This is a genomic window from Tessaracoccus caeni, assembly GCF_029211185.1.
GTDB lineage: Bacteria > Actinomycetota > Actinomycetes > Propionibacteriales > Propionibacteriaceae > Arachnia > Arachnia caeni.
In genome coordinates, this window is record NZ_JARGDO010000010.1 from 1 (window position 1) to 25017 (window position 25017).

A 25017-nucleotide genomic window follows, 5' to 3' on the forward strand; every position below is an offset into this window, starting at 1 on the left:
GATCAGCCTCCACCGACTCACTGGCGCCACCAACATCGCCAAAGCCCTCAGATACACCGCCAGAGATCCCGACCGGGCCCTCAAACTACTCCTGACAACCTAAAACACGACTTTGACGGCACCCTGGGTACTGATCGAATCTCTTAGTACGGCCAACTCCAGCATTTCTGCAAGGGAGGACGGCGCGTCGCTGCCTGCCAGTATATCGACCGTCCTGTCGATCTCTTTGTAGGTGGCAAGATTGCCCGAGGTGGCTCGGTAGAGGAACTCGTGCCGGTCGCGGTCGATTGCCATCGCGACCATACGATCACGGTCGCCGGTTGTTTCGAGCAGGCTGAAGTAGGGCTCGCCTGCGTATTGTGGGGTCTCGTCTGGCCATCCGGCGGCTGCAAAACCGGCGATCCACTCGTGGATGTGTTCTCTCCAGGGAGTGAGTGCCTCGCTGCGTGCCTTGTCCCACGCCACCCGATCCTCGGGACCAAGATTGGCGGGCAGCCGCGGGCGAAGGGCCCGGATGATCCACTCGTCCAGCACAGCGTGCCCCACTTGGTAGCCGATCTCACCCCGCCGCAACGGCACCCCGTGGAGGACTCTGGCCGCATGGTCGTCGAGGAGACCCTGAACGACGAAGTGGTCTGCGGGGATGCTGCTCTGGGAACACAACTCCGCGAGATCGACTGCGGTCAGGGGCGCACCGGCAGCCGCAGCGAAGCACAGCACGCTACGACCAAGGCCGCCCGCGTATCGCCACAGTCTTCCAAGTTCATCCTCTGCTTGCTGACGACGGGCGACCGCCGCCGGTGCCGCCGCAAGTGGCTCAGCCCAACGGTCAGCCGCGAGCGGGTGATCGTACGGCACATGCAGACGCGGATTGCTTCGGGAGGTCACGAGCACGTTGACCCCATCGGGGAGCGTTGCCGGCATCGCCGCCGCGATGGATCCGTTGTTCAGCCGGTCCTCATCCAGTCCGTCGATCAGCAGCAGGAGGCGCTTGCCTTTCCGGAGGCAGTTGTCTCCGGCCTCGGTGAGCAGGCGGGTGAACTGGTCGGACCTCAATGCGAGGTCAGTCGCGGACAAGTCCACCGTCCGTTCGCCGGCGAGAATCGCGAGCTGCGGCAACATGCGGGTGTAGAAACCCGCACGGTTGTTCAAGTCCTCATCGCGACCGATCGTCAGGAAGACCGCCACCTCGGCTCCCTCGGGGGGACTGCATGCGAGGTCGGCCATCAGGGTCGTCTTGCCAGCCCACGGGGCAGCCCTCCACCACAGCCACCGACGCTCACTCTGCACGGCGAACTCCCTCGCTCGCTGTCGATCGGCTTCGCGATCGGGGTCGCTGATCGCCAGTGCCTTGACCGTCGCCAGGTATCTATCGACGTGCGGTTGCGCATTCACCAATCCGATTCGGTTCGGGAGATCCTCGATACCGCTCCGTAGGTCGGCGGCATCCTTCGCGAGCTTCGCCTGGTTCGCAAGGGAGCGGGTGGTTGCTCGGGCTAAGAAGTCCTTGCTCGCGATAGCGGTGTCCCGCAGCACATGCAGGCCCGCGTCGATGAACAGGTCGAAGAACTTCTGTGCGTCAGGCGACTGCAGTGTCGCTCGCACTTCCGCCACACCGGGGGACAGCTGCCGTTTGGTGGCCTCCAAGTCCGCCGCCAGCGCGAGCGGATCAATGGGCTTCCGGTCAAGGGCTTTTGCTGCCGCCCGATCAGCGTCTTGGAAGTCGGCACGCTGCCGCAGCTCCTTCGGGTCGTAGCCAAGTTCGTGGGAGGAGAACCCAGCCAGGATCCTGTCGTCTGCGTCAGTGACGCTCTTCCCAGGAAGGAACTTTTCGACGAGCCCAACGCCAGCCTCAAAGGCCCCGGCGGCAAGGGGGTTGCCGTTCCATCGCAACGCCTGACCGACGACGACCTTCGTCACCGCGAGCACTGCCTTCATCGCCATGGCAGACATTATTCAGTACCCGGGCACTGTATAACGCCGGTTCCCGGCGGCGGAGACGACGGCGACGCTGCTGACGCAAATGACCCGGCGTCGCATGGAGCACCTTCTATCGCCATGAGCAAGTTGCTCTAGACACAGCGAGCCGATGTTCGTGGGGTCGTCCGAGAGTGCGGTCTCAGTCGTTTCCGGGTCGGACGATACTGGTGCAGGGGGGCGTCGAGTTTGGTGCGGATCTGGGCACAGAGTTCGCGCCCCGACAAGTGACGTTCGTTGCATCCTTGTCCTCTTAAGTACCTACAGATATGCTTGATGTGTAGAGAGTTAGGAGCCTGTCGTGTCAGGACGCGAGCTGGCGCCGGTCTTCACTCTCGGCGATGCCCGGGAAGCGGGCCTGAGTAAGGATCGGGTCTACTCGCTGCTCGACCGCGACGAGATCGAGCGCGTCGGGCGCGGTGTCTACGTGCGTCCTGACTCAGTTCCGCCTGCCTTCATCGCCCTTGCGGCTGCGACGAGGCTTGACTTCAATGCGACGATGTGTCTCACGAGCGCTCTTGTGCACCATGATCTGAGCGACGCGATCCCTTTCGCGTCTGATATCGCGTTGCCGCGTGGTGCGCACCATCCAGCTGGGCTCATGAACGTCAGCTGGCATAGCTTCGATCCCCGAACCTTCCAGATCGGGCGCGAGCATGTCGAAGCCGGAGAAGCAGTCAGGGTCGCGATCTACTCTGCAGAGCGGACCATCATCGACTGCTTTCGGCTGATGCATCAGGAAGGCAGTGATGTCGCGTACGAGGCGCTGAGACGATGGCTTCGCCAGAGAGGGAACGCCCCAGCGGTGCTGTTGAAGGTCGCAGGGTCGTTCCCCAAGGCGCTCCCTCGGATCCGTCAGGCGCTGGAGGTACTTCTGTGACCCCTCCGGCACCGTCCAGAGATACGCCAGCAGGGCGCGCTTACAACGATCTGCGCAACCTTGCCAGGAAACAGAAGCGTGACCCTGCCGAGTACATCACGCTGTACGCACTCGAGGGCTTCCTCGCGCGGCTTGCAGCATCGGAATCCGCGGGGGCATTCGTGCTCAAGGGTGGTGTGCTCATGGCTGCGTTTGCTGAACGTCGACCTACCCGAGACATCGACTTCGCCGCGCGCGGTTTCGCGAACGATATCCCTGGGGTGGAACAGCGCGTCCGCCGCATTCTCGCTATTGCTCGTGATGATGGGCTCGAGTTCGATGCGTATTCCGTCAGTGGCGAGCTCATTCGCGACGAAGCCGACTACAACGGCGTCCGTGTCAAGATGACTGCGCGGTTGGTGACGGCGCAGATTGCGCTGCATCTCGATGTGAACTTTGGTGACCCTATTTGGCCTGCGGCGACGGAAGCCGTGCTGCCGCTCCTCTTGGGTGGCACCCTTCGGCTCCTTGGCTATCCGGACCACATGGTGCTCGCGGAGAAGATCGTCACGGCGCTCGAGCGAGGCGAGCAGAACACACGCTGGCGCGATTTCACTGATATTGCTGCGATCACCCGATCTCGAAGCGTTGATGGGGCGGATCTCCGGGAAGCGATTGATGTTGTTGCTCGCTACCGTCAGGTCAGCGTTGAACCTCTCGGGCCGTTGCTCGTCGGGATGCCGGCGCTTGCGCAACGCAAATGGGAGGTCTGGCGCAGGAAGCAACGGCTCGAACAGTCGACGCCGGTGAGCTTTGCTGAACTACTTGGGACGTGTTTGGCCTTCGCGGAACCCGTCCTCGCGAACGAAACTACCGATCTGCGATGGAATCCGACACGCCGGTCCTGGGAAGACGCAATCTCGAGATGACAGCGGCCCCGATCAGCGGGGTTGCTGGTCCATAGCCGGCGGCTAGTAGACCGTCGCGTCTACTGCTCGGGGTATAGGCGGCGGAGCTTGATCCGTGCATCGTTGGTGGTGAACTGCCAGTCGACCTGCCGCTGGTTCGTGTTCGTGGCTGTCTCCCACGCGGCCAGTTCCTGGTTCAGCAGGTCCAGATCGGGCAGGCGGCGGTTCAGGCACTGCCGCGTCAACGCCGAGAGCTCGATCTCGGCGATGTTCAACCAGGACCCGTGTTTGGGGGTGTAGTGGATTTCCAGCCGTTCGGCCAGTGCGCGTGCCTTCGCCGGTTCGAAAGCTTCGTAGAGCGACCCGAGGGTGTGGGTGTTGAGGTTGTCCATGACGAGAACGACTTTCTCCGCCTCTGGGCAATCCCGTGTGAGCTAGAAGGGTTTGGTCCATCCCAAGTGAGCGCACCATCCGGCCCCTGGAGTCCACCACGGAGGGGCGAGACGAGCGGCGGTCCTCCCGGTCTTGCTTGTAGAACCCGCGCGACCTGCGCAAAGATGGGGTTCTCAGGTGTGGGCAGGGGTTCTCAAACTCTCTACGGAGGTCCACCGGATGGCCGCCGTTCACACGGCGGCCTTTTGCTGTCAGCGTGTGGCTGCATGTGTGCTCCCGGATGGATCTGAGATCAGCGGGGTTCTGGATAACAGCATGCTGTTATCCAGAACCCCGATAACTCCAGATGGGCTCTGGCGCTGACGGAATCAGCCCCGATGAGCGTTGGCACCCGACGGAATCAGCCCCGATAGTCATGTGCCGGGAATCCCTCGGCACGCTGTTCGGGTCGAGCAGCAGGTTTGCACGACAGCTTCATAAAGTGCTGAGCACTCGCTTCGTGATCGGTTGGCTGGCTTCACCCAGCCGACTCCGAACCGCGGCGATGGTGCCACCCGGTGATGGTTGCCGCCGTGGTGATGGTGGTGATGACTGCCAGCAGGATTCCGATCACGCTCCATGGGATGACCGGGGCGATAGCGAAGCCCTCGGCGTCGAGGAACACCCGGAAGCGCCAGGAGACGATTCCAAGCAGCCCGGCAGCGAGCGCAAACGCGGCGAGCAACACCGACGTGGTCTCACCGAGTGCCATCGCGAGCAGCACCCGAGGGCTACTGCCGGAACGGGACAGCAGCGCGAACTCACTGCGGCGTTCGCGCAGCGAGGTGAGGACGGTCTGGACGAGTGACATGACCGCGAGCAGGCATCCGCTTCCAGCCATCGCCGTGAGGCCGCGCGACTGCGCCTGCCACTGGGCTGCGGCGGAGCGGTCGACCCACTCGTCCACTGTCATGGGGTCGAGCTGCGAGAGGTTCGCCGCTGCGGTTCGCGCCTTTTCGGTGTCGTTCGCGGCGATGTACCAGCGTTGGTAGGGGGTCGATCCGTGTAGGGGGAAGCTCGCTTCGTCGGCTATCACGTCGTCGACCAGCAGCAGGGTGTCGCGGATGACCGCGACGACGGTCACCTCGACTTCGGCACCGTCGGGTGCTTCGAGGCGCAGCGTGGCACCGAGCGGATGCGGATCGAACGTGGTTGTCGCCACGTTGGTTCCTGAGACGGCGCTGAGGTCTCCTTCGATCACGTCGGTCTTCAGTACCTTGGCGAGACTGCTGGGGTCGGTGACCGCGATGGTCGGGTAGTCGAGCGGATCGTGTGCCCCGGTCCATCCCCAGTCGAAGATAGAGTGGAACGGCACGGTTGTTGTCACTCCAGGCAACTGTTCGACGGTCGTGTTGCCGATTGAAATGCTCGTACTCGACCGTTTGGCAGGCTGAATGATGAGGTCCGCGCGGGTCGCGTCGGTCTGGGCGATGCGGCCGATGTAACCGCCGGTGAAAGCCATCATGAAGAGGGTTCCGGTGAGGCCGAGCAGCAGCACGACAGGGATCGCGAGGGCGGCCGCGCGGCCGGCATGGAAGCTGGTGTTGCGCGTCGCGAGCAGTCCGGAGGCCGGTGAAACCAACGTCCAAGGACGGCCGAGTAGCCGTCCGGCGAGCGGGACGACCACCGGAGCGAATGCGGTTGCCGCGCAGAACAGGGCACCTGCGAGCAGGATCGTCATGGCCTGGAAATCGCCGAGGTCGGTCGGCAGCACAAGCAGCAGACCTGCGACAAGGACGCATACCGAGCCGAGAAGCCACCGGCTGACGCTCATCGTCGCGGCCCGTTGCGTGTGGCCGACGAGGGCTTCAATGGGTTGCACTCGCCCGATTCGACGCACGGAGACCAGGGCGCCGACGACACCGGCGGTGAACGTCATGACGAAACCGGCAACCAGCATGGTGGGGCGCAGAGTGATCTGGAGTTCTCCCGGAGCGAGCCCGGCTGCCACGAGCAGAGCGCGCGCGGGCGATGCGGCAACAACCGACGCGGCAGCGCCGATCCCGGCACCGATCGCAGCCAGGAGCGCGACCTCCCCGATGACGAGGCGCGAAAGCTGACGGGGTGCAGCCCCCGCGAGCCGGAGCAACGCAAGCTCGCGGTGCCGTCCACCGACGACGAACGCGACAGAGGAGGCGGTCAGCGATACGACGACGAACGCGGTCACTGCCGCTGCGATCCCCACCACGTATCGAGTGCCGAACAGCTCGTTCAAAAGGACAGCCCGCGCGTTGCTGTTCAAACCCGCCAGGCTGATCCCGTCTGCGGCGTCCGCTGCGGCGAAGACCAATAAGCAGCTCGTCACGAGGAACGCGGCCAGCACGATCGACGCGAACGCGCCCACATAGGCGACGCGATGTGCGCGCAGCAGCGCGAACGAGAGTTTCATGATCGGGCGCTCCTTCCCGCAGCGAACTCCAGATCAGCGAGCATCGCGTCGATCTCAGTCCTTGTCGCGCCAGACGACTCGGCAGCCACCCTGCCGTCAGCGAGGAAGAGCACCCTGTCGGCGCGAGCCGCGACGGCTGGGTCATGAGTCACCATGACGACCGCAGTTCCGGCCGCGACCAACCCCGCGAACTCGTCGAGCACTCGGGCGCTGGCTCGGGTATCGAGAGCACCTGTGGGCTCGTCGGCGAACACGACAACGGGGGCCATCAACAAGGCGCGGGCGATCGCCACTCGCTGCTGTTCACCGCCGGAGAGCTGATCGGGCCGGTGCTGCGCACGCTCAGCAAGACCGACTCGAGCGAGCGCATCAGCGACAGCGGCGCGATCGAGCCGCGTGCCGGCGAACAACGCGGGCAGTGCGACATTCTGCTCAGCCGTGAGCGCGGGCACGAGGTTGAACGCCTGGAACACGAACCCGACGCGCGACTGACGCATGCGCGTCAGCTCTCCCGGCGACGCCGTCGTGACCTCGACGCCGTCGAGAGTCACCGACCCTTCAGTCGCGCGCAGCAACCCCGCACAGCAATGCAGCAGCGTGGACTTACCCGAGCCCGAAGGCCCCATGATGGCCGTCCAAGTGGCGGATGGAAACATCGCGTCGATGCCTTGAAGCACCCGAACCGGGCCGTTCGGCGTCCGATACTCGTGGCCCAGATCACGGGTCGCGAGGGCAGGTTGAGGAATATGTGTTGTGGTCATGCTCTCATTTGACGCTGTCCTGCGCTCGTATCCGACAGGGCGGGGTTGACTCCTGTGGTAGAGCCAGCTCTACTCTTCACGCCCGACCTGACGTCGCGCCCTGCAAGCTCCATATGCTTGGCGCATGGAATCGGCAACCGTGTGGCAGGCGCTCATGCGCCCACCGTGGCGATTCCTCTTCGGTAGGTGGCCGTGGCTGACGCTGTTGTATCTACTCATCAGCGCCTTGCTCGGGGCGGCGCTGCTCGTGCTCGTGGTCGGGACGCTGCTGGTCGTACCGTTGTGGGGGCTCGCTCTGGGCTCCTTCGAGCGTCGACGGGCCCGCATGCTGGGCTTCCCGCCCCAGGCGTCGGGGCACGTTCGTGTGAATCCCGAGCAGCGGCACAGCTGGCTCAGCGTCCGCCTCTCCGAAACCGCCACCTGGCGAGAAACCGCTGCGCTCTTCGTCGACCTGCTGCTCGGCTGGGTCGCGCTCGGGGTCCTTGCGCTGCAAGCTCTCGCTGTCACCGTGACCGTCTCGATCACGATCGATGCCTTTGGCGCTGAGACCGCAACGCGTCCGATCGAGTCCATCCCCGTCTCGTTGGGACCAACGAACTGGTGGGTGGTCATTCCGATCGGCCTCGTCATGATCGTTGTCTTCGCGTACGCAAATGCACTCCTGGCGGCCGGCCAGGCGTCACTTTTGCGGGTGCTGGCCGGGCCGCGCCAGAGGGAACTTGCCCGCAACACCGAACGGTTGCTCCAATCTCGCGCCACGCTCGTGGAAGCCTTCGAAGCCGAACGGCGGCGCATCGAACGCGACCTGCACGACGGTGTGCAGCAAGAACTCGTCACTCTCGCCGCTCGGCTCGGCATGGTCAGTCTCGAACTCGAGGATCTTGCGCGCGGGGGAGCAGACACGGTGCAAGCGGATAGTGCGCTCGAAGCGGCCCAGCGCCAAGCTGAACACACGCTCGAGACGCTGCGCAGCACGGTGCGCGGCATCCACCCCGCCGTTCTCACCGACCACGGGCTGCGGCCTGCGCTGAACGAGCTTGCTCATCGCACGGCCGTACCGCTTCGTCTCGAACTCGCCGCCTTCGACAGAGTTCCGGTCACCGTCGAAACTGCTGCCTACTATCTCGTCACCGAGGCCGTCACGAATGCGACCAAACACGCTGATGCCACCGAGATCAGAGTTCGCGCGGACGTCGAGAATGGCCGGTTCTCGTTGACCGTCACCGATGACGGCTGCGGTGGCGCTGACGCGAGCGCCGGCACCGGGCTCCGTGGGCTCCGCGAACGCATTGAGACACTCGGGGGCGAGCTATCGATCGACAGCCCTGCGGGAGGGCCCACGACCTTGCGCATGGCCACGCCGATCATGACAGAGAAAGAACATCGCCATGCGACTCCTACTCGCTGAAGATTCGGCCCTGCTGCGCGAAGCACTCGTCGCGCTCCTGGAGCGTCTCGGGCACACCGTCGTCGCCACCGCAGGAACCGCACCTGCGTTAGTCGATGAGTTCGACCGACTCTGCTCGACGGAAGACGCCCCGGATCTCGTGATCACCGATGTTCGCATGCCGCCCGACAACACCGACGATGGGCTCCGGGCCGCACTTCAGATCCGGCGGCTGCGGCCCACTCAACCCGTGCTCGTGCTCTCCCAATACATCGCCGACACCTACGCTCGCGAACTCCTCACCCTCCCAGAAGGAGGGATTGGCTACCTTCTCAAAGACCGGGTGAACCGCATCCGGGACTTCGCCACCGCACTGCAGAAAGTTGCCGACGGCAGCACGATCATCGACCCAGACGTGGTGCAGCATCTCTTGAACAACTCGCGACCCGGCCCGATGGATGAGCTCACCAACCGTGAGCGAGAGGTACTCGCACTTATGGCTGATGGGCTCTCCAACAGCGAGATTGCCGCAAGGCTCGTGCTTTCGGACGGCACCGTCAGCAAACACGTCGGCAATATCTTCCTCAAACTCGGACTCCTCCCCGTGGACGAGAATCGCCGAGTCAAGGCTGTCGTCGCCTACCTCCAGAACTAGCACGACTCCTGAGTGCTGATACACGGATTACGCCGAAGTCGGGACGCAGCCGGTAGCGGTTTTCCCTATTTCCTTGTTCTCCGGGTGGCGGGGAGCGAGAATTCGGAGATGTATACCCATACAGTCCGGTCGGGGCAGCCGGATGGCGCTGTTGCCTCACGTTTCCGGCGCGCAGGATCGCTGTTCCTGGCGCTGCTGATGTCGTTGACTCTGGTGTACGGCTCGGCGGGCACTGCCTCCGCCGAGATCACGTTGTTGCGGGTTGACGTCCAGTTCAAAGATCCCTACACCGGGTTGCCCAACTGGGCCAGCGAGGCGGCCGTCACGGTGACCGGCTCGGCGGGCACTTGGACGGAGGCGACCGACGACGAGGGGGTCGCCCACTTCCGCGACCTTCCGGCGGGGGTCTACAGCGCGACGGTCACGCACCCCGACTTCTTCCCGATGACTGAACCCGCCGAGATCGACTACTCGGGAGGCCATAAGACGCTCTACATCGAACTGACGCATCGGCCGCTGGTCAAGGTGGTTCCCGCCGTGCCGACCATCAACGGCACGCCCCAGGTCGGAGCGACGCTGACCGCCGTGCCGGGTGCGTGGGAGCCGAGTGGCCTCCTGTTTACCTACCAATGGCTGCGCGACGGCGACGAGATCCTGGATGAGACCAAGCCCGCCTATAAGGTCACGGCGGCCGACGTCGGCGCCAAGATCTACGTGCGGGTCACGGGGACCAAGCCCGGAAACGACCGAGCCACGATGACCTCGCTGGCCACCGCGCCGATCGCCAAGGGCAGCTTCACGACGAAGCCCAAGCCCACCGTCTCCGGGACAGCGAAGGTCGGCAAGAAGCTGACCGTGAAGACCGGAGAATGGAAGCCGAAGCCGTCGTCGTTCGCCTACCAGTGGTACCGAGGCGACACGAAGATCAAGGGCGCCACCAAGTCCAGCTACACCCTCGCGTCCGGCGATCGCGGCAAGGCCATCTCGGTGCGGGTGACGGCCAAGAAGGCCGGGTACGCGTCGGCGTCGAAGACCTCGACGGCGACGAAGAAGGTCGCCTCGGGCTCGTTCACCAAGGCCTCCACCCCTGTCATCTGCGGGACGGTGAAGATCGGCAAGAAGCTGACCATCAAGGTCGGCACGTGGAAGCCCAAGCCGTCGTCGTACGCCTATCAGTGGTATCGGGACGGCACGAAGATCAAGGGTGCCACCAAGTCCAGCTACACGGTGGCCAAGGCCGACAAAGGCAAGCGGATCACCGTCAAGGTGACCGGCAAGAAGTCGGGCTACACGTCGGTGACCAAGGCCTCGAAGGCGACCAAACGGGTGGTATAGGTTCTATCCGCCCCCGCCGCAAACCACTGGTTGCCGTTGGTGTAGGTTCTCGTACCGAAGCCAACCAAGGGGGGCCGATGTGGGAGAACCTGACGTCGCCGTTGCCTTTTGCGTCGACGTGCGTTGCGTCCGCTCCCTCGACGGCGCACCGCTGAGCCGGGCGATCGCCTGGCTCAGCGCGAGCTGCGGTGCCGGGCTCCTGGACGTCGACCTCAGCCTGACCACGGAGGTTCTGCATGCCCACGAATGACTCGGTGAAGAAGCCGTTCTTCACTCCCCGCGTGGTCGCCCGGCTGGCGATCCTGGTGGCGCTGTCCGTCGTCGGAGCCTTCGTCAAGCTGCCCAGTCCGACAGGAACCGTCGCGCTTGACTCCGCTCCCGCTTTCCTCGCCGGCGCCGCCTTCAGTCCGCTGCAAGGCTCGATCGTCGGGATCATCGGTCACCTGATCACCAGCTTGACGGCCGGCTTTCCGCTCGGGCTGCCGGTGCATCTGCTCGTCGCTGCGGAGATGGGCGTCTTCGTCTGGGTGTTCGGCTACCTCTACCGCAACGTCAACGCGTGGGTGGCCGTGGTCGTCGGCGTGCTGCTCAACGGCGTGTTCGGTGCGGCGATCATGATCTTCATCGGCGGCCCCGGCATGTTCGCCGCGCTCGTCCTGCCCCTCACCGTCGGAAGCGCCGTCAACATCCTGGTGGCGGTAGTTGCGGAGCGCGCATTGGTGGCGGCCGGGCTGGCCCGGCGCTCGAAGCGCGCAGAGAAGCGCCAGCAGCAGGCGGTGTGAGGTTGCCTCCTATGGATGCCAATTGCGGGAACTCTGCGTCGGTGACGAGGATCGGCGACCTGCTCGTCCTCGAGGAGGCCGGCGCCAGGTTGGTCATCGCCTGCGATTCGGTGGGCGGCATCGGACCCAAGCCCGCCGACACCGTCGCCATCGATGCGCGCTCGGTGGGCCACTTCGCCGCCAGGGTGCCGTTGATGGAGGTGCTGTGCGCGGGCGCGACGCCGCTGATGGTGGTCAACAACCTGTGCGTCGAGGCTGAGCCGACGGGCCGGGAGATGATCGATGCGGTGCGGGGGCTCGCGGAGAGCGTCGGAGTTCCGCCGGGGCGGGTGACCGGCTCCACCGAGGACAACGTCGAGACGCGCGCCACCGGCATCGGCGTCACCGTGATCGGACGCCTGTCCCAGGACGCGCCCGCCGGGGGCTCGCGGTCGCAGGATGTGGTGGTCTGCCTGGGGTGGCCGCGATCGGCGCCGGAGGACGACATCTACCTGGGACGCCCTGATCTGGTCGACCTGGGCCACCTCGCGCGAGCGCTCCGATCGGGTCTGATCCACGACGCGTGGCCGGTGGGATCGAAGGGCATCCGATGGGAAGGCACGCAGCTGGCGCAAGCGGCGGGGCTGGCGCTCCGATGGGCCGACGACAACCCCGTCCCCATCGACCGTAGCGGCGGGCCCGCGTCGTGCGTGCTCATCTCCTGCGACGAGGACGAACTCTCGAGGATCCGGGCGTTCTTCTCGGAGGAGCTGCCGATCACCGTGGTCGGCCGGCTCGCCTCTGATGCCACCGATGGCTGATCACGCAGCTCCTACCCCCGAGATGCCCGTGTGCATCGAGGCCCGCGACTACGGCTTCCGCTACGACGCGGCCGACGAGCCCCAGCTGCGCAACCTGACGTTCGCCATCCGGCAGGGCGAACGCGTCGCCATCATGGGGGCGACGGGCGCGGGCAAGACCACGCTGGCGATGTCGCTCAACGGCCTCGTCCCGCATCATCACGAGGGGGAGGTCTCCGGCCATCTGTGCATCGATGGCCACGACGTGGCGGCGACGACGATCACCCAGCTCGTGCGCGACGTCGGCCTGGTGATGCAGGACGCGGAGGCGCAGGTCACCGGGCGCACGGTGGGAGAGGACGCGGCGGTGGGCCCGGCGAACCTCGGACTTCCGAAGCACGAGGTGCTGATCCGCGCGCGTGCGGCCCTCGAACAGGTGGGAATGGGAGGCCTCGAGCGCCGGGCCACGTCGCAGCTCTCGGGTGGCCAGCTTCAGCGCCTCGCTATCGCCGGGATCCTGGCGATGAAGCCGCGGATCCTGGTGTTGGACGAGCCGACGAGCGAGCTGGATCCCGCCGGTGCCGCACAGGTTCTCTCCGTGCTGCACGCGCTGTCGGATGAGCCGGACGGGCCGACCGTGATCCTGGTCACCCACGAGCCGGAACTCGTGATGGAGTGGGCGAGCCGCCTACTCGTGCTCGGTGACGGCCGGCTGATCTACGACGGTGCCCCCGCCGCCTTCTTCGTGGATACCGATCTGGTCCGGCGCTCCGGCGTACGGCAGCCAGGGGTCGTGTCGGCCGTGGTAGCGCTGCGCGAGGCCGAGGCGATCGCCGCTATCCCCCTCCCCGTCACGATGGAGGAGGCCGTCGCCTTGTTGCGCCCCCATCGTCGGGCCGGAGAGGTCGTCGTTGCCCCGCGCGACGAGCCGCCGGTCGCTCCCAAGAACCCGCCCGTGCTCCGCACTGTGGCTCTCAGCCATCGTTATCCCTCGGGAGTGGTGGCGCTGGCCGGCGTCTCCGTCGACATCCATGAAGGCGAGTTCGTGGCGCTGCTCGGTGCCAACGGCGCCGGCAAGACCACCTTCGCCCGCCACCTGAACGGCCTGCTGCGACCCACAACCGGCATCGTCGAGGTCAACGGCCGAGCCACCGCAGGGCGGCCGGTCCACGAACTCGCCGCCGAGGTGGGTTACGTCTTCCAGAACCCCGACCACCAGATCTTCGCCGCGTCGGTGTTCGACGAGGTGGCCTTCGGGCTACGCAACCGAGGCGTCGGTGAGCGTGAGATCGCCGAGCGGGTCCAGGCCGTCGCCCATCGTGTGGGGCTGGATGGGCAGCTGCGCACGCATCCCTACCGGCTGGGAAAGGGTCAGCGCCAGCGCCTGGCCGTCGCGAGCGTGCTCGCCACAGAGCCCGGCATGCTCGTCATCGACGAGCCCACCACCGGGCAGGACTGGTCCGGTTCGCTCGCGACGATGGAGCTGGTGCAGAGCCTGAGCGACGAGGGTCACACGATCCTCATGATCACCCACGACATGGCGCTGGCTGCCCGCTATGCCCGTCGCGCGCTGGTGTTCGATCAGGGCAGGATCGTGGCGGACCGAGACATGCGCGCCCTCCTCGGCGACGGCGACCTGCTGCACCGCGCCAGGCTGGCGCGTCCCCACGTCACCGAACTCGCGGTCCGGCTCGGGCTGTCTCCGGTGGGCACGCCGGAGGACTTCGTGGTGGCCTGGGGAGCGGTCGGATGAGGTTCGAGTACGTCCCCGGCAACACGTTCCTGCACCGGCTGGATGTGCGTACCAAGCTGCTGGGGGTGGCGGTGGTGGTGGCGATGACCGTCCTGCTCCCGACGCCAGGTGCCCAGGTGCTGCTCGCCGTCGGGAGCCTCGCCCTGGTGCTCCTGCTGCACGTGCCCGCGAAGCAGATCGTGTCGATGTTCGCGCCGCTGTCCTTCGTGATCGCGATGATCGTCGTGTTCGCGTCGCTTTGGCCCCCGTCCGGGCGTCGCGGTGGCGAGGTGCTCCTGCATCTCTGGTTCGACGGTGCCCTGCCGCTCACCACCACGGGGCTGGCCTGGGGCGCGACCCTCGGCCTGCGGATCGTCACGATGGTGGCGATCACCAGCGTGCTGGTGCTCAGCACCCCGATCGAGGATCTCGTCGCCCTGATGCAGAAAGCGCGGTTGCCGTTCCCGCTGGTCTTCATCGTGATGACCGCCCTGCGCTTCGTGCCCACACTTCAGGCCAGGTCGGCACAGATCCTGGATGCCCAGCGCGCCCGGGGCGTCAAGGTCGATGACCGCGGGATGATCGGCGCGATCCGCGCCCACATCAGCATCATGGTGCCGCTGTTCTCGACGAGCATCCGAATGTCTGAGGATCTCGCCGCCGCCATGCTCTCGCGGGGCTACGGCGTGACCAAGCGTCCGACATCGTTGGTGGAGCTCAGGGGAAGCTGGCGGGACGCAGTGGTGGTCGCGATCCTGGTCGTCGTCCTCGCAACGACCATCGTTCTCCGCGTGACCGGGATGGGAACCTCTTAGATACCGGCCGTCGCGACGTCGTCGGGGCTGTCTTCCCCGAGGGCGCGGACGACGGTGCGCAGCTCGGCGAGGCCGGATCGGGCCGTCTCGCGCACTTGTCGCGCCGACGCCGCCAGCTCGGGATCGCGCGTGCTCACCTCCAAAGCGCCAGCTTGCATGGTGACCAGGGTGAGGGCTCGTCCGAGCGAGTCGTGCAGCTCGTGTGCGACCCGGTCGCGTTCAGCCTGAGCCGCCTGCTGGGCGGCGTGTTCACGCTCGAGTTCGGCGCGCGTCGTCTCCTCGACGGTCCGCGCGAGCCGCTCGCGCTGAACGCGAACATAGGTGCCGATGAGCACCGGGGGCAGGCAGACGGAGACGATGTTGATCAGCAGCGTGACGAGCCCAGTGGCGAGGGGAACGCCGTCCTCACTGAGCACGGTCATCGAGAGAACAATGATGACAACGCCGGCGCCGGCGACGAGCGACCACACCGGCCAGCCCCGACGCCTGATGCTGAGGCTGATCATGCCGAGGCTGTAGTAGACGAAGCCGACGGACGAGCCCAACTCGATGAGTCCCAGCAGGGGAAAAGCGTAGGGCCAGCGGTCGCGCCACACGATGGCGGCGATCACGAGGGGCAACAGCGCCAGTTGGAAAGGCCACGCCCAGGTCGGGCGGGCGGAGCCGCCCTCCCATGTGAAGTAGAGGGCGACGCCGATGGCGGCCAAGTAGGGGACATGGGATGCCCAGGTGTCGGCTCGCCGATCGCTCCGCGGTCCACGGTCCGCGGGTGCTTCCTTCCTGCTCGTACCCATGCCCTGACGCCTGACTCAGGCCGAGGCGTCGCGGACGAGGAGCGCGAGACGCACCCTGTTGCTGTCGCCGATCTTGGCGAAGACGTGCGTGAGGTGGGTCTTCACGGTCGCCTCCGAGCAGAACAGCTTGTCGCCGATCTCTGCGTTGGAAAGGCCCTCGGCAACGAACTCCGCCACCTCGCGCTCGCGGGTGCTGAGCTGCGTCAGCAGTGCGCGGGCGGTGTCGCGCCGCCGGTCGCGGCCCGTGTCGGCGAACCGCTCGATCAGGGCGCGTGTGTGAGCGGGGCTCAGCATGGCGTCGCCGCCGGCCACGATCCGCACGGCCTCCACCAGCTCGGAGGGCGGAGTGTCTTTGAGCAGGAATCCGCTGGCCCCCGCCTCGATCGCGGCGAAGACATGCTCATCGAGCCGGAATGTGGTGAGTACCAGAACCCGCGGTGGATCAGGGGTCGCCATGAGGCGGCGGGTCGCCTCGATGCCGTCGATGCGGGGCATCCGGATGTCCATCACTAGCAGGTCCGGCTGGGTGCTGCGCACGAGCTCCGGCACTCCGGTGCCGTCGTCGGCCTCTCCCACCACCTGGATGTCCTCGGCGGAGGACAGGATGGCGCGCAGGCCGGCGCGCATGAGGGCATCGTCGTCGACGATGGCGACCCTGATCACGACGACACCTCCCATGGCAAGCGGACGGTCAGCGTGAACATCCCGTGCGACGTTCTTGCGTCGAGTGTGCCACCCATCACCGCTGCGCGTCGCCGGAGCGTCGCAAGTCCGGTATGTGAACCCGCCTCGCCGCCCGGGGCGAGGGGATTCTCCGCGACGATGGTCACCCCGACGCCGGGCGACCCGAGCAGATGAATGCTCACAGGCACGCCCGGTGCATGGCGGTGAGCGTTGGTCAGCGCCTCCTGCACCACCTGATAGGCCAATCGGCTGGTCGGGGGAGGCAGCGTCGTGGCGTCCTCGAGGTCGTCGATCAGGTCGATGTCAGCGCCGGCGTCCCGGCTGGACTCGACGAGCTGCGGCACGGTCGCGAGCGTCGGGGTGGGGGTGCGGCGGGAGTCCTCGCCGAGCACCTGGACGGCCTGGCGGAGTTCGGCAAGGCCGGAACGGGCCGTCTCACGGATGCGCACGGCCGCGTCGGCGTCGTCGGAGTGGCGAGCGCGCACCTCCATCGCCCCAGCCTGCATGCTCAGCTGCGCCAGGATGTGGCCAAGGGAGTCGTGCATGTCGCGCGCGATGCGCTCGCGTTCCTCGGATACCGCATGCCTGGCGGCGACCTCGCGCTCGAATGCGACGCGGGCAGCCCTCTCCACCGCAGCGGTCTGGAGGGTGCGCTGCCGACGGATGTAGCTGCCGATGATCATCGGTGTGCACGCGTTGAAGAGCACCCAGAACACAGCGGAGATCACCTGCAGCTCTGGCGAGAACTCCTGGACGTAGCCGTACTCGAGGTGGCGAGGTATCGAGAGGGCGCTGCCGAGCCCGGCCATGATCCAGACCCACGGTCCACGACGACGGACGGTGAGGCTGATGAGGCCCGCCCAGAAGACGACGAAGGCTGTGAGGAGAGCTACCTCGAGGATCCCCAGGAGGGGAAGAGCGTAGGGGAACCGGGTCCGCAGAACGACCGCGGCGACGATGACGGGCGCCAGTATCGCGTGGATTCTCCAGTCCTCCGAGAAGACGTTGAACTGGGTGATGTAGAGAAAGACGACGATGGTGCCCAGATAGACCATGTGGGAGGACCAGCGCAGCACCCAGGGCCGATCGCGCAGCCGGGCGTGCGGGGAGGACGTCGCGGCGGCGGGCATAGCTGGATGCTACTGATGGGAGGGCTCGCGGACGCTACACCCTTGGTCGTATTCTCTTCGATCCGATCGGCTGATGCTTCTCGACCCGCTCGGGCGATGTGCGACGATGCGGGCCCGGGGGAGGGTCAAGGCATGACCAGTCAGACTCCGTACGTCACCGGTGCCCTCATCGTCGCCGATCGCCTGTCCAAGTCATACCCGGTGGGCACCTCCACCGTGGATGTCCTGCACAACGTCTCCCTCACCGTCAGCGAAGGGGAGGTCTGCGCCATCATGGGCCCCTCCGGATCGGGCAAGTCCACCTTGCTCTACTGCCTGGCCGGGTTGGAGCCGCCGTCGGCGGGTGACGTCGCTCTGCTGGGGAAGAGCCTGACCAAGAGTTCGCGCACGCAGCTCGCCGAGCTTCGTCGATCCGATCTCGGCTTCGTGTTCCAGTCCTACAACCTCATGCCGACGCTGCCCGTCGCGGAGAACGTCGCCCTGCCGTTCCGCCTGCGCGGGGAGCGCGTCGACAAGGGCCTGGTCGAGTCGGCGCTGACCTCGGTGGGGCTCGGCGGCCGCGGGGCCGTGCTCCCGTCGTCGATGTCCGGCGGCGAGCAGCAACGCGTCGCCATCGCTCGGGTGTTGGCGCAGCGACCGAAGATCGTCTTCGCCGACGAGCCCACGGGAGCCCTGGACACCCGGTCGGGGCGCGCCGTGCTCACCGAACTCCGACGCATCGGCAGCGAACCCGGGCAATGCGTGCTCATCGTGACGCACGATCCTGCCGTCGCCGCGGCCTGCGATCGAGTGGTGTTCATGCGCGACGGACGGCTCGCCAATCAGATGACGGCACCCACCACGGAGGAGGTGGCGAGCATGCTCGCGGCCCTCGAGGAGAGCACGGGGGAGGCGGCGTGATGCGCGGCTTGGTCTTCTCAGAGCTCAGAGCGGCCTGGACCTCGTGGCTCGCGGTTCTGATCGCCTTCATCGTGACCAGCTTCGCGATCGTGCTGGCGGTGCTCGCCATCGACAGCCTCCTTGCGACGATCGCGACGGGCAACATACCGGAGTCGGAGGGCCCGGCCCTGATCTTCCTGCCGGCCTGGAATCTCGCGCTGGCGATCGTCGGCACCCTCAGCGTCATCGGCGCGGTGACCGGGCTCGTGGTGCAGGCGCGACGCGGTGCTCTCGCCCGCCTGTCGCTCGCTGGGGCCACGCCCAAGCAGGTGTCGCGCATTCTGCTCGGGCAGCTCGCGATCGTCGCGCTGGCCGGATCCGTCGTCGGCGTGGTGATCGCGATCCTCGTCCAGCCGGCCGCCATCGCGCAGGCCGTGGGGGAGCGCGGGGTGTCCGGTGACTTCGCCGTCTTGCGCGTCGACCCGGTGCTCGTTCTGGTGGGCGCCGGGGGCTTCGTGCTCTTCGCGCTGCTCGCCGGCCTGCGTCAGTCCAAGGTTGCCGCTGCCGTACCGCCTGTCGAGGCGCTCCGGACGATCCCCGGCGCCGCCGCGCGCGGCCGCCAGATCTTCCGCTGGATCGCCGCCGTGCTGCTCGCCTTCGCCATGGTCGGCGTGGCCGGGGGTGCGATCGCGGCGGCGCCGGAGATGGGGGTGGACGGCGGCGACACCGTCATGCAGGCGGCGGTCGGCTGCATCCTGATCACCAGCGTCGTGCTGTCCTTGGCCGCTCCGCTGACGATCGGGTTGTTCACCCGGGCCTGGACGGCGCTCGTCCCGGCCCGATCCGCGTCCTGGGTGATCGCACGCGCCGCGGTGCTCGCGCGGGGGGAGCGACTGAGCCGCACCGTCACGCCGATCGCGATGGCCGTCGGCCTGATCGTCGGCCTGCAAGCGATCGTCGGCTCCGTCATCGCGGTGCTCGAGCAGCTGCAACGGGATCAGATCGAGCACGCCGGCACCGGAGCCGTTCTCGGCCTGATCGGACTCGTGCTGCTGATCTCCATCTCGGGCGGTGTGAGCGTGGTGCTGATCATGTCGCGGCAGCGCGAGGCGGAGCTCGCCCTGGTCGGCGTGGTCGGCGCCACGAGGCGTCAGCAGGTGCTGGTGCCGGTGTTCGAGGGCCTCATCGTCACGGTGACCGCCATGATCCTCGGACTGATCATGACCGCCGTGGGGGTGGCGGTGTTCGTCATCGGTACCGACGCCTTGGATATCGGTGCCACCGCGCCGATCGTGGTGCCATGGATGGAGCTCGGCGTCGTCACCCTGCTGTGCGCCGTGATCGTGATTGCCGCCACGACGCTGCCGGTGCTGAAGTCCCTCGACAAGCCCGCGCGTCAGGTGATCGCGCAACTCGCTGCCGAATGAGCGGCCGGAGCCCTGTCCCGATGGCGGGCGTACCGCTTAGGGTTTGCACATGATCACCGAGTTCTTGCGAGACCAGGCCGTGGCGATCGCCTGGCTCGCGTTGATGGCCGCCGGATGGTTCGGATGGTCGCAGGAAGACCCGAAGCCGCGGCTGCGCGCCTACCTGGGAGCCGGCTCGGTGATCGGGTTCCTGCTGTCGGTCGCCTTCGGCATCCTCGTCTGGCGCAACTGGGCGACGCCGACCGTCCTGGAAGGGCGGTACTGGGTCTTCGGCTCGGTGGTGCTCGGCGAGGCGTTGTTGATCGGCATCGGTTGCATCGTGCTCGCGCGGCGGAAGCAGAAGCGTTGGTACGGCTGGTGGATCGCCCTGTGCGTCTCCCTGCACTTCCTGCCGCTCGTGTGGGTGTTCTCCGATTGGTCGTATGTGGTTCTGGCGGCCGTGCAGCTCGGTGGCCTGTTCGCGATGCTCCCGGTTCTGCGGCGCGGAACCTACGAGACGAGCAGGTGGGCGTGCTCGTGGGTCGCGGTGACGTTCCTCGTCTACGCGGCTCTTTCCGGTGCGCTGTTCCTCAGCAGATACGGCTACCCCTACTAGGGCCTCACGTCACTGTGTCGCGACGATGCGACGCTGAGCCCGCCCCGGGTCGCGGCGAAGTGGCCAGGCGGTCCGCCCATGGTGCGTCGGAACGCTGCGCTGAACGCGCTGGGAGACTGGTAGCCGACGCGAGCCGATACCTCGGCGACGGTCAGCCCGTCCCCGAGCAGCGACACGGCCTCGCGGAGGCGTAGCAGCGCCCGCCACTGCACGACGCTGAGGCCGGTCTCCTTGACGAACAGCCGGCGCAGCGTGCGAGGGCTGGTGTGGGCCTGGAGCGCCCATGCCTCGACTGATCGGTTGTCGACGGGCTCGGCGAGCAGCGCGTCGGCGACGATCCGGGCGCGTGGATCGCTGGGCATGGGGATGGTCAGCGTGTCGTCGGCGCGAGACAGCATCCCGACGGCGACGTCGACGATCTGGTCGCGCAGGGGGTCGCTCACGTCGGCCACGCTGTTCTGACGCAACGCCTCGGCGGCGAGCGGATTGATAGCGATCAGGCATGGGGCGTCCCACGGCATGGCGAAGGAGTCGGGCTCGACGAAGGTGCAGGCGAACGAGCTTGGCGCGTGAACGGCCACGTCGTGCGTCGTGCCCGCAGGTATCCAGAGCCCGGTGCCGGGTGGCACCAGCCAGAGCCGGTCGGCGACTTCGATCGCGACGCTGCCGGAGACGTCCCACACCAGCTCGTGTTCCCGGTGTCGATGAGCCGACCATCGTGTGGGCCGGCTCACCTGCCACCACCGGGTGAACAGGCGCGCCTCGCCGAGCACCACGTGGGCGTCGAGCTGCTGAACGGTCGGTGCCCTGCGTTCGGGTGGTCGCCTCGCGGCGGCGCGGGTGGTGTGGCCGTTCATAGCATTATCCTGGCAGGTGAGCGCATTGTGGGTGAGGTTTGGCTACCCTAACATCAAGGGAATGGCTCGTACTTCACAGCGCGGACGCGTCCGCGCCGCATTGCTCGCTGCACTCACCACCTTCGCGCTGGTCGGCACCGCGTGCTCGACTCCCACGCCGCCCGCGTCGTCGCCCTCATCGACGCCGTCGGTCACCGAAGCCACCACTCGCGAGGTGGACACGGACCTCGGAAAGGTCACCGTGCCAGGTGAGGCCACCCGTGTCGTCGCCGGCGACTATTTCGTCGGGTTCACGCTGATGGATCTGGGGGTGCCGTTGGTCGGCGTCTCCGGTAGCGACTATTCGGACCAAGGCGAGACCTACTCCGAGGGTGCAAAGGATGCCGAGATGGTCGGCACCTGGACCGATGTCGACTACGAGGCGATCCTGGCCGCCAAGCCCGACCTCATCGTGCGCGGCATCGACACCGACGAGGACACCTACAAGCGCCTCTCCGACATCGCGCCGACGGTGGTCATCTCGTTCCAGGGCCTCTCACTGAATGAGGTCACACAGAGGGTCGGCGATGTCGTTGGACGCAGCGACAAAGCGACGGAACTCATCGAAGAACTCGAGACCCGAACCACGAAGATCAAGACCGAACATGCGGATGCGCTTGCCGACAACACCTTTGATCTGGTCACCCCGACCGGCGACGGTCAATGGTGGCTGTACGGTCCGGCATGGACCGACTTGACGGTGCTGACCCAGGCCGGCGCGCAGCTCGGTGTGACCGCGGCAGGGCAGACCGAGCAGGTGGTGCCCTACGCGTACGAGCAGCTCGACATCCTCGAGGAGGCTGACGTGATCCTGACGGACGCCTATACCGACTACGCCGAGTTCGAGGCGAGCGGACTGTAGGAGAAGCTGCCCGCCGTCGCCGCCGGAAAGACGTACCCGATCACGACGGGAACCTCGTCGGTAGGCACCGCCTTCGAGCTCCTGGATGAGTTCGAGGACATCCTGCAGAAGGTGGCCGGGTGACCGACCCGTCCCAGGCCGTCGTCGTCTCCATGGTGAGGCTGACGCCGTCGATGGTGCGGGTCCGGCTCGCCGGGAGACGGGGATGGTTCGCCACCACCGGGGTGCCCGACGAGTACGTTAGGCTCCATCTGCCGACGCCGCGCACCTACACCGTCCGACAGGTCGGCGACGACTGGATCGATGTCGACTTCGTGCTGCACGGTCATGGCGCCGCCGCGCGCTGGGCGGCGAATGCGACACCGGGGGAAACCATCGGCGTGAGCGAACCCGGCACGATCTACGACCGCACCGACGAGTTCCGCCGCCAACTCCTGCTCGCCGACGCCACCGGCCTGCCCGCGGTGGCGCGCATCTGCGAGCAGACACCGTCCGACGTGAGCACGACCGTCGTGGTCGAGGTGCCCCTCGCCGCCGACTCCCAAGAGCTCTCCTCGGCCGGCCCGCTCCAAGTCCGCTGGCTGCCGGGAACGGGTAACGGCATCGCCCCGAGCCGGCTCGGGGCCGAGCTTCGGCGCGCTCTCGCATCCGAATCTCGTCCCGACGAGACCTATGTGTGGGCGGCCGGAGAGGCCCGCGAGATACGCGCGATCCGCCGGTCGCTCCGGCACGAACACGGCCGCACGCCGTCCTCATACAAAGTGCTCGGCTACTGGACGGACCGCGCTGAGGAGTGGCGCGAACGGTACCTCGCGCTGCCTGAGCAGACGCGCGCGCTGATTGACGAGCTCTATGATTCGGATGCGGATATCGAGGAAGTGACCGACCGGGTGGACGCGCTCTACGACGCGGCCGGGTTGTGACGCGGCCGCGCTTCCCCTGGGTGGTGGTCGCGCTGGCGCTCATGCTGGCGGCCGCCATCGCGGCGAGTCTCCTCTTCGGGGCCCGAGGTGTGCTTGCGCTCCGCTTGACGGAGCTGATGGCCGACCCGGCTTCCCGCTCCCCGGATGCGACGGTGCTGTGGCAGCAGCGGGTTCCGCGCACGCTGGCCGGCGTCGCCGCGGGTGTGGGGCTCGGCCTGGCCGGCGTGCTCACGCAGTCGATGACCCGCAACAGGCTCGCCGATCCCGGCCTGCTCGGCGTCGCGCCCGGGGCGGCTTTCGCGGTCACCGTCGCCGTGGCTTGGAACGCGCACCTTGCGTTGCGAGACCAGATGTGGGTTGGCCTGGTGGGTGCGGGCGTCGTGACGTCCGCCGTATACCTGCTGGGCCGCAAGGCCTCCCCGGCGAGGCTCGTGCTCGCGGGCGTGGCGATCGGCTCGGTGTTCTCGGGGCTCTCCAGCGCCATCGCTCTGCGCAACCCCGACGCGTTCGACCGGATGCGCCGCTGGGGTGCCGGCGCACTGGGCGGGCGCAGCATCGGCGATATCGTCGACTTCGTTCCGTTCGCCATCGTGGGCATCCCCGTCTGCTTCGCGCTCGCGCGCTCCCTCGACCTCCTGGAGCTCGGCGACGACACCGCCAGCATGCTGGGGCTCAACGTGACGACGACCCGGGCGATGATCACGGCAGCGGTCGCCCTTTTGGTGGGTTCGGCGACCGCGCTGGTGGGCCCGGTGAGCTTCGTCGGGCTCATCATCCCTCATCTCATGCACCCGTTCGCCGGAGCGAGGCACGCCCGGTTGCTCCTGTTGACCGCGCTGGCCTCGCCGACGCTGGTCCTTGGTGCCGACGTGCTCGGCCGGACGCTGCCGCTGTCCGGCGAGCTCCCGGTGGGCATCGTGACGGCCCTGCTCGGTGGCACGATGCTCGCGCTCCTGGTCGGCGGTAGGCAATGGAGGGCGAGAACATGAGCGCGCAGCCTGGGTATCGGTTCGGGCGTCGGTCTCACGGCCGCGCCCGTCGTCGCGTCGTCGGCGCGATCCTGCTCGCCGTGCTCGTCGTCGTCGCGACGCTGCAGCTGCTGACGGGGCCGGGGGATCTTGATCTGGTGGCGGTGACCAACGTGCTGCGCGGGGACGGCGACGAGACCACCCGAATGGTCGTCCTGGAGTGGCGGTTGCCGCGTGCGCTGCTGGCCATCCTGATCGGCGTGCTGCTCGCGCTGAGCGGTCTGATCGTGCAGACGCTCGCCGCGAACGACCTCGGCAGCCCCGACCTTCTGGGACTGACCGTCGGCGCCCATACCGGCGTGCTCGTGACGGCGACCGTCGTCGGCACCTCGGCGGCGGCCCAATTCAGTGGAGCGTTGCTGGGGAGTGCGGCGGTCGCGGCGGTGGTGCTGCTGCTGGTTCGGGGGCGCCTCGACGGACCTCGGCTGGTGCTGGTGGGGGTGGGCATCGGAATGGCGGTGGGGGCCGTCAACACGTGGCTCATGCTGCGTGCTGACCGGGATCTCGCCATGGCGGTGGCGGCGTGGTCAGCCGGATCGCTGAACGACGCGACGATGGACCAGGTCGCGATCGTGAGCGTGGTCGGCGTGCTGGCCCTGGTCGTGCTGGCCCTCCTCGCGCGGCCGCTCTCGCTGCTCGAGCTGGGGCCCGAGACGGCGCAGGCCCTCGGCGTGCGGATCGCGTCGCTGACCATCACGAGCTTCGGCCTCGCGGTGGTGATGGCCGCCGTCGCAACAGCCGTCACCGGACCGGTCGCGTTCATCGCGTTGGCGGCTCCGCATGTTGCGAGGGCGCTGCTCGGCGGCAGGCCGGGTTTTACGATCACCGCCCTCACGGGGGCGGCTTTGCTGGTGACCGCCGATATCGTCGCGAAGATGTCGGCCATGCCGGTGGGGTTGGTCACACTCATCGGCGGTGGCGCGTATCTCGCGAGCCTTCTGCTGCGCCGAACGAAGTGACGGGGTGAACCGGTGGTCGAACCCCCTTT

The 25017-nt window shown here is 67.1% G+C and carries 24 protein-coding genes and 1 pseudogene; 17 read left to right on the forward strand and 8 right to left on the reverse strand.

Annotation, left to right across the window (positions count from 1 at the left end; genetic code table 11):
- Positions 1-99: 99 nt before the first annotated feature.
- Positions 100-1920 (reverse strand): hypothetical protein, encoded by a 1821-nt coding sequence (locus P0D62_RS10145; RefSeq protein ID WP_275702515.1) that lies wholly within the window; start codon positions 1918-1920, stop codon positions 100-102.
- 358 nt (positions 1921-2278) lie between these two features.
- On the opposite strand from P0D62_RS10145, the gene P0D62_RS10150 reads away from it, so the two are divergent.
- Together P0D62_RS10150 and P0D62_RS10155 are read left to right on the forward strand one after the other, a co-directional pair.
- Complete coding sequence (locus P0D62_RS10150; RefSeq protein WP_275702516.1) at positions 2279-2857, forward strand: type IV toxin-antitoxin system AbiEi family antitoxin domain-containing protein; 579 nt, start codon at positions 2279-2281, stop codon at positions 2855-2857.
- Positions 2854-3765 carry a nucleotidyl transferase AbiEii/AbiGii toxin family protein gene (locus P0D62_RS10155; RefSeq protein ID WP_275702517.1) on the forward strand — a complete coding sequence of 304 codons (912 nt, stop codon included), beginning with the start codon at positions 2854-2856 and terminating at the stop codon, positions 3763-3765. Before P0D62_RS10150 ends, P0D62_RS10155 begins: the two co-directional genes overlap by 4 nt.
- Positions 3766-3824: 59 nt before the next feature.
- Here the strand turns inward: P0D62_RS10155 and P0D62_RS10160 are convergent.
- From P0D62_RS10160 to P0D62_RS10170, 3 genes and pseudogenes are all read right to left on the reverse strand, one after another.
- Positions 3825-4157 (reverse strand): annotated as a pseudogene (locus tag P0D62_RS10160) (transposase); the annotation flags it as partial.
- Between the two features lie 497 nt (positions 4158-4654).
- Positions 4655-6565 (reverse strand): ABC transporter permease, encoded by a 1911-nt coding sequence (locus P0D62_RS10165; protein WP_275702518.1) that lies wholly within the window; start codon positions 6563-6565, stop codon positions 4655-4657.
- Positions 6562-7326 carry an ABC transporter ATP-binding protein gene (locus tag P0D62_RS10170; protein ID WP_275702519.1) on the reverse strand — a complete coding sequence of 255 codons (765 nt, stop codon included), beginning with the start codon at positions 7324-7326 and terminating at the stop codon, positions 6562-6564. Before P0D62_RS10170 ends, P0D62_RS10165 begins: the two co-directional genes overlap by 4 nt.
- Positions 7327-7450: 124 nt before the next feature.
- Here P0D62_RS10170 and P0D62_RS10175 point away from each other — a divergent pair, with 124 nt between their 5' ends.
- The 8 genes from P0D62_RS10175 to P0D62_RS10210 all read left to right on the forward strand — a co-directional run bounded on the left by P0D62_RS10175 (position 7451) and on the right by P0D62_RS10210 (position 14811).
- Positions 7451-8734, forward strand: coding sequence for a sensor histidine kinase (locus tag P0D62_RS10175; RefSeq protein ID WP_275702520.1), 1284 nt, complete (start codon positions 7451-7453; stop codon positions 8732-8734).
- The gene (locus tag P0D62_RS10180) at positions 8715-9368 is read left to right on the forward strand and encodes a response regulator transcription factor (RefSeq protein ID WP_275702521.1); all 654 of its coding nucleotides are present in this window, start codon (positions 8715-8717) and stop codon (positions 9366-9368) included. The genes P0D62_RS10175 and P0D62_RS10180 overlap by 20 nt, the downstream gene beginning before the upstream one ends.
- A 108-nt stretch (positions 9369-9476) precedes the next feature.
- Positions 9477-10703, forward strand: coding sequence for a hypothetical protein (locus P0D62_RS10185; RefSeq protein WP_275702522.1), 1227 nt, complete (start codon positions 9477-9479; stop codon positions 10701-10703).
- Between the two features lie 79 nt (positions 10704-10782).
- Positions 10783-10953, forward strand: coding sequence for a hypothetical protein (locus P0D62_RS10190; protein WP_275702523.1), 171 nt, complete (start codon positions 10783-10785; stop codon positions 10951-10953).
- Positions 10940-11485 carry an ECF transporter S component gene (locus tag P0D62_RS10195; protein ID WP_275702524.1) on the forward strand — a complete coding sequence of 182 codons (546 nt, stop codon included), beginning with the start codon at positions 10940-10942 and terminating at the stop codon, positions 11483-11485. Before P0D62_RS10190 ends, P0D62_RS10195 begins: the two co-directional genes overlap by 14 nt.
- A 41-nt stretch (positions 11486-11526) precedes the next feature.
- Positions 11527-12285, forward strand: coding sequence for an AIR synthase related protein (locus P0D62_RS10200; RefSeq protein WP_275702525.1), 759 nt, complete (start codon positions 11527-11529; stop codon positions 12283-12285).
- The gene (locus P0D62_RS10205; protein WP_275702526.1) at positions 12278-14017 is read left to right on the forward strand and encodes an ABC transporter ATP-binding protein; all 1740 of its coding nucleotides are present in this window, start codon (positions 12278-12280) and stop codon (positions 14015-14017) included. Before P0D62_RS10200 ends, P0D62_RS10205 begins: the two co-directional genes overlap by 8 nt.
- A complete protein-coding gene (locus P0D62_RS10210; RefSeq protein WP_275702527.1) occupies positions 14014-14811 on the forward strand; it encodes an energy-coupling factor transporter transmembrane component T family protein in 798 nt (265 codons plus the stop codon). Before P0D62_RS10205 ends, P0D62_RS10210 begins: the two co-directional genes overlap by 4 nt.
- Here P0D62_RS10210 and P0D62_RS10215 read toward each other — a convergent pair.
- Genes P0D62_RS10215 through P0D62_RS10225 form a run of 3 tightly spaced genes read right to left on the reverse strand, consistent with a single transcriptional unit; the run spans position 14808 to position 17419 of the window.
- The gene (locus tag P0D62_RS10215) at positions 14808-15605 is read right to left on the reverse strand and encodes a sensor histidine kinase (protein ID WP_275702528.1); all 798 of its coding nucleotides are present in this window, start codon (positions 15603-15605) and stop codon (positions 14808-14810) included. The two genes, P0D62_RS10210 and P0D62_RS10215, sit on opposite strands and share 4 nt — an antisense overlap.
- A gap of 15 nt (positions 15606-15620) precedes the next feature.
- Positions 15621-16268 (reverse strand): response regulator transcription factor, encoded by a 648-nt coding sequence (locus tag P0D62_RS10220; RefSeq protein WP_275702529.1) that lies wholly within the window; start codon positions 16266-16268, stop codon positions 15621-15623.
- Entirely contained in the window at positions 16265-17419 is a 1155-nt protein-coding gene (locus P0D62_RS10225; RefSeq protein ID WP_275702530.1) for a sensor histidine kinase, read from the reverse strand. The genes P0D62_RS10220 and P0D62_RS10225 overlap by 4 nt, the downstream gene beginning before the upstream one ends.
- Positions 17420-17551: 132 nt before the next feature.
- On the opposite strand from P0D62_RS10225, the gene P0D62_RS10230 reads away from it, so the two are divergent.
- The 3 genes from P0D62_RS10230 to P0D62_RS10240 are packed head-to-tail and all read left to right on the forward strand — an operon-like array spanning position 17552 to position 20320.
- Complete coding sequence (locus tag P0D62_RS10230) at positions 17552-18319, forward strand: ABC transporter ATP-binding protein (RefSeq protein ID WP_275702531.1); 768 nt, start codon at positions 17552-17554, stop codon at positions 18317-18319.
- Complete coding sequence (locus P0D62_RS10235) at positions 18319-19725, forward strand: FtsX-like permease family protein (RefSeq protein WP_319947001.1); 1407 nt, start codon at positions 18319-18321, stop codon at positions 19723-19725. Before P0D62_RS10230 ends, P0D62_RS10235 begins: the two co-directional genes overlap by 1 nt.
- Positions 19726-19774: 49 nt before the next feature.
- Positions 19775-20320, forward strand: a complete 546-nt coding sequence (locus P0D62_RS10240; protein ID WP_275702533.1) for a hypothetical protein — start codon at positions 19775-19777, stop codon at positions 20318-20320.
- On the opposite strand, the gene P0D62_RS10245 is transcribed toward P0D62_RS10240, so the two are convergent.
- Complete coding sequence (locus P0D62_RS10245) at positions 20317-21177, reverse strand: helix-turn-helix domain-containing protein (protein ID WP_275702534.1); 861 nt, start codon at positions 21175-21177, stop codon at positions 20317-20319. The two genes, P0D62_RS10240 and P0D62_RS10245, sit on opposite strands and share 4 nt — an antisense overlap.
- Positions 21178-21238: 61 nt before the next feature.
- On the opposite strand from P0D62_RS10245, the gene P0D62_RS10250 reads away from it, so the two are divergent.
- The 4 genes from P0D62_RS10250 to P0D62_RS10265 all read left to right on the forward strand — a co-directional run bounded on the left by P0D62_RS10250 (position 21239) and on the right by P0D62_RS10265 (position 24988).
- On the forward strand, positions 21239-22078 hold the full coding sequence (locus P0D62_RS10250) for an ABC transporter substrate-binding protein (protein ID WP_275702535.1): 840 nt from the start codon (positions 21239-21241) through the stop codon (positions 22076-22078).
- Positions 22079-22197: 119 nt separating this feature from the next.
- A complete protein-coding gene (locus P0D62_RS10255) occupies positions 22198-23001 on the forward strand; it encodes a siderophore-interacting protein (RefSeq protein WP_275702536.1) in 804 nt (267 codons plus the stop codon).
- Positions 22998-23990 carry a FecCD family ABC transporter permease gene (locus tag P0D62_RS10260; RefSeq protein ID WP_275702537.1) on the forward strand — a complete coding sequence of 331 codons (993 nt, stop codon included), beginning with the start codon at positions 22998-23000 and terminating at the stop codon, positions 23988-23990. Before P0D62_RS10255 ends, P0D62_RS10260 begins: the two co-directional genes overlap by 4 nt.
- Positions 23987-24988, forward strand: a complete 1002-nt coding sequence (locus P0D62_RS10265; RefSeq protein ID WP_275702538.1) for a FecCD family ABC transporter permease — start codon at positions 23987-23989, stop codon at positions 24986-24988. The genes P0D62_RS10260 and P0D62_RS10265 overlap by 4 nt, the downstream gene beginning before the upstream one ends.
- The last annotated feature ends 29 nt before the right edge of the window (positions 24989-25017 follow it).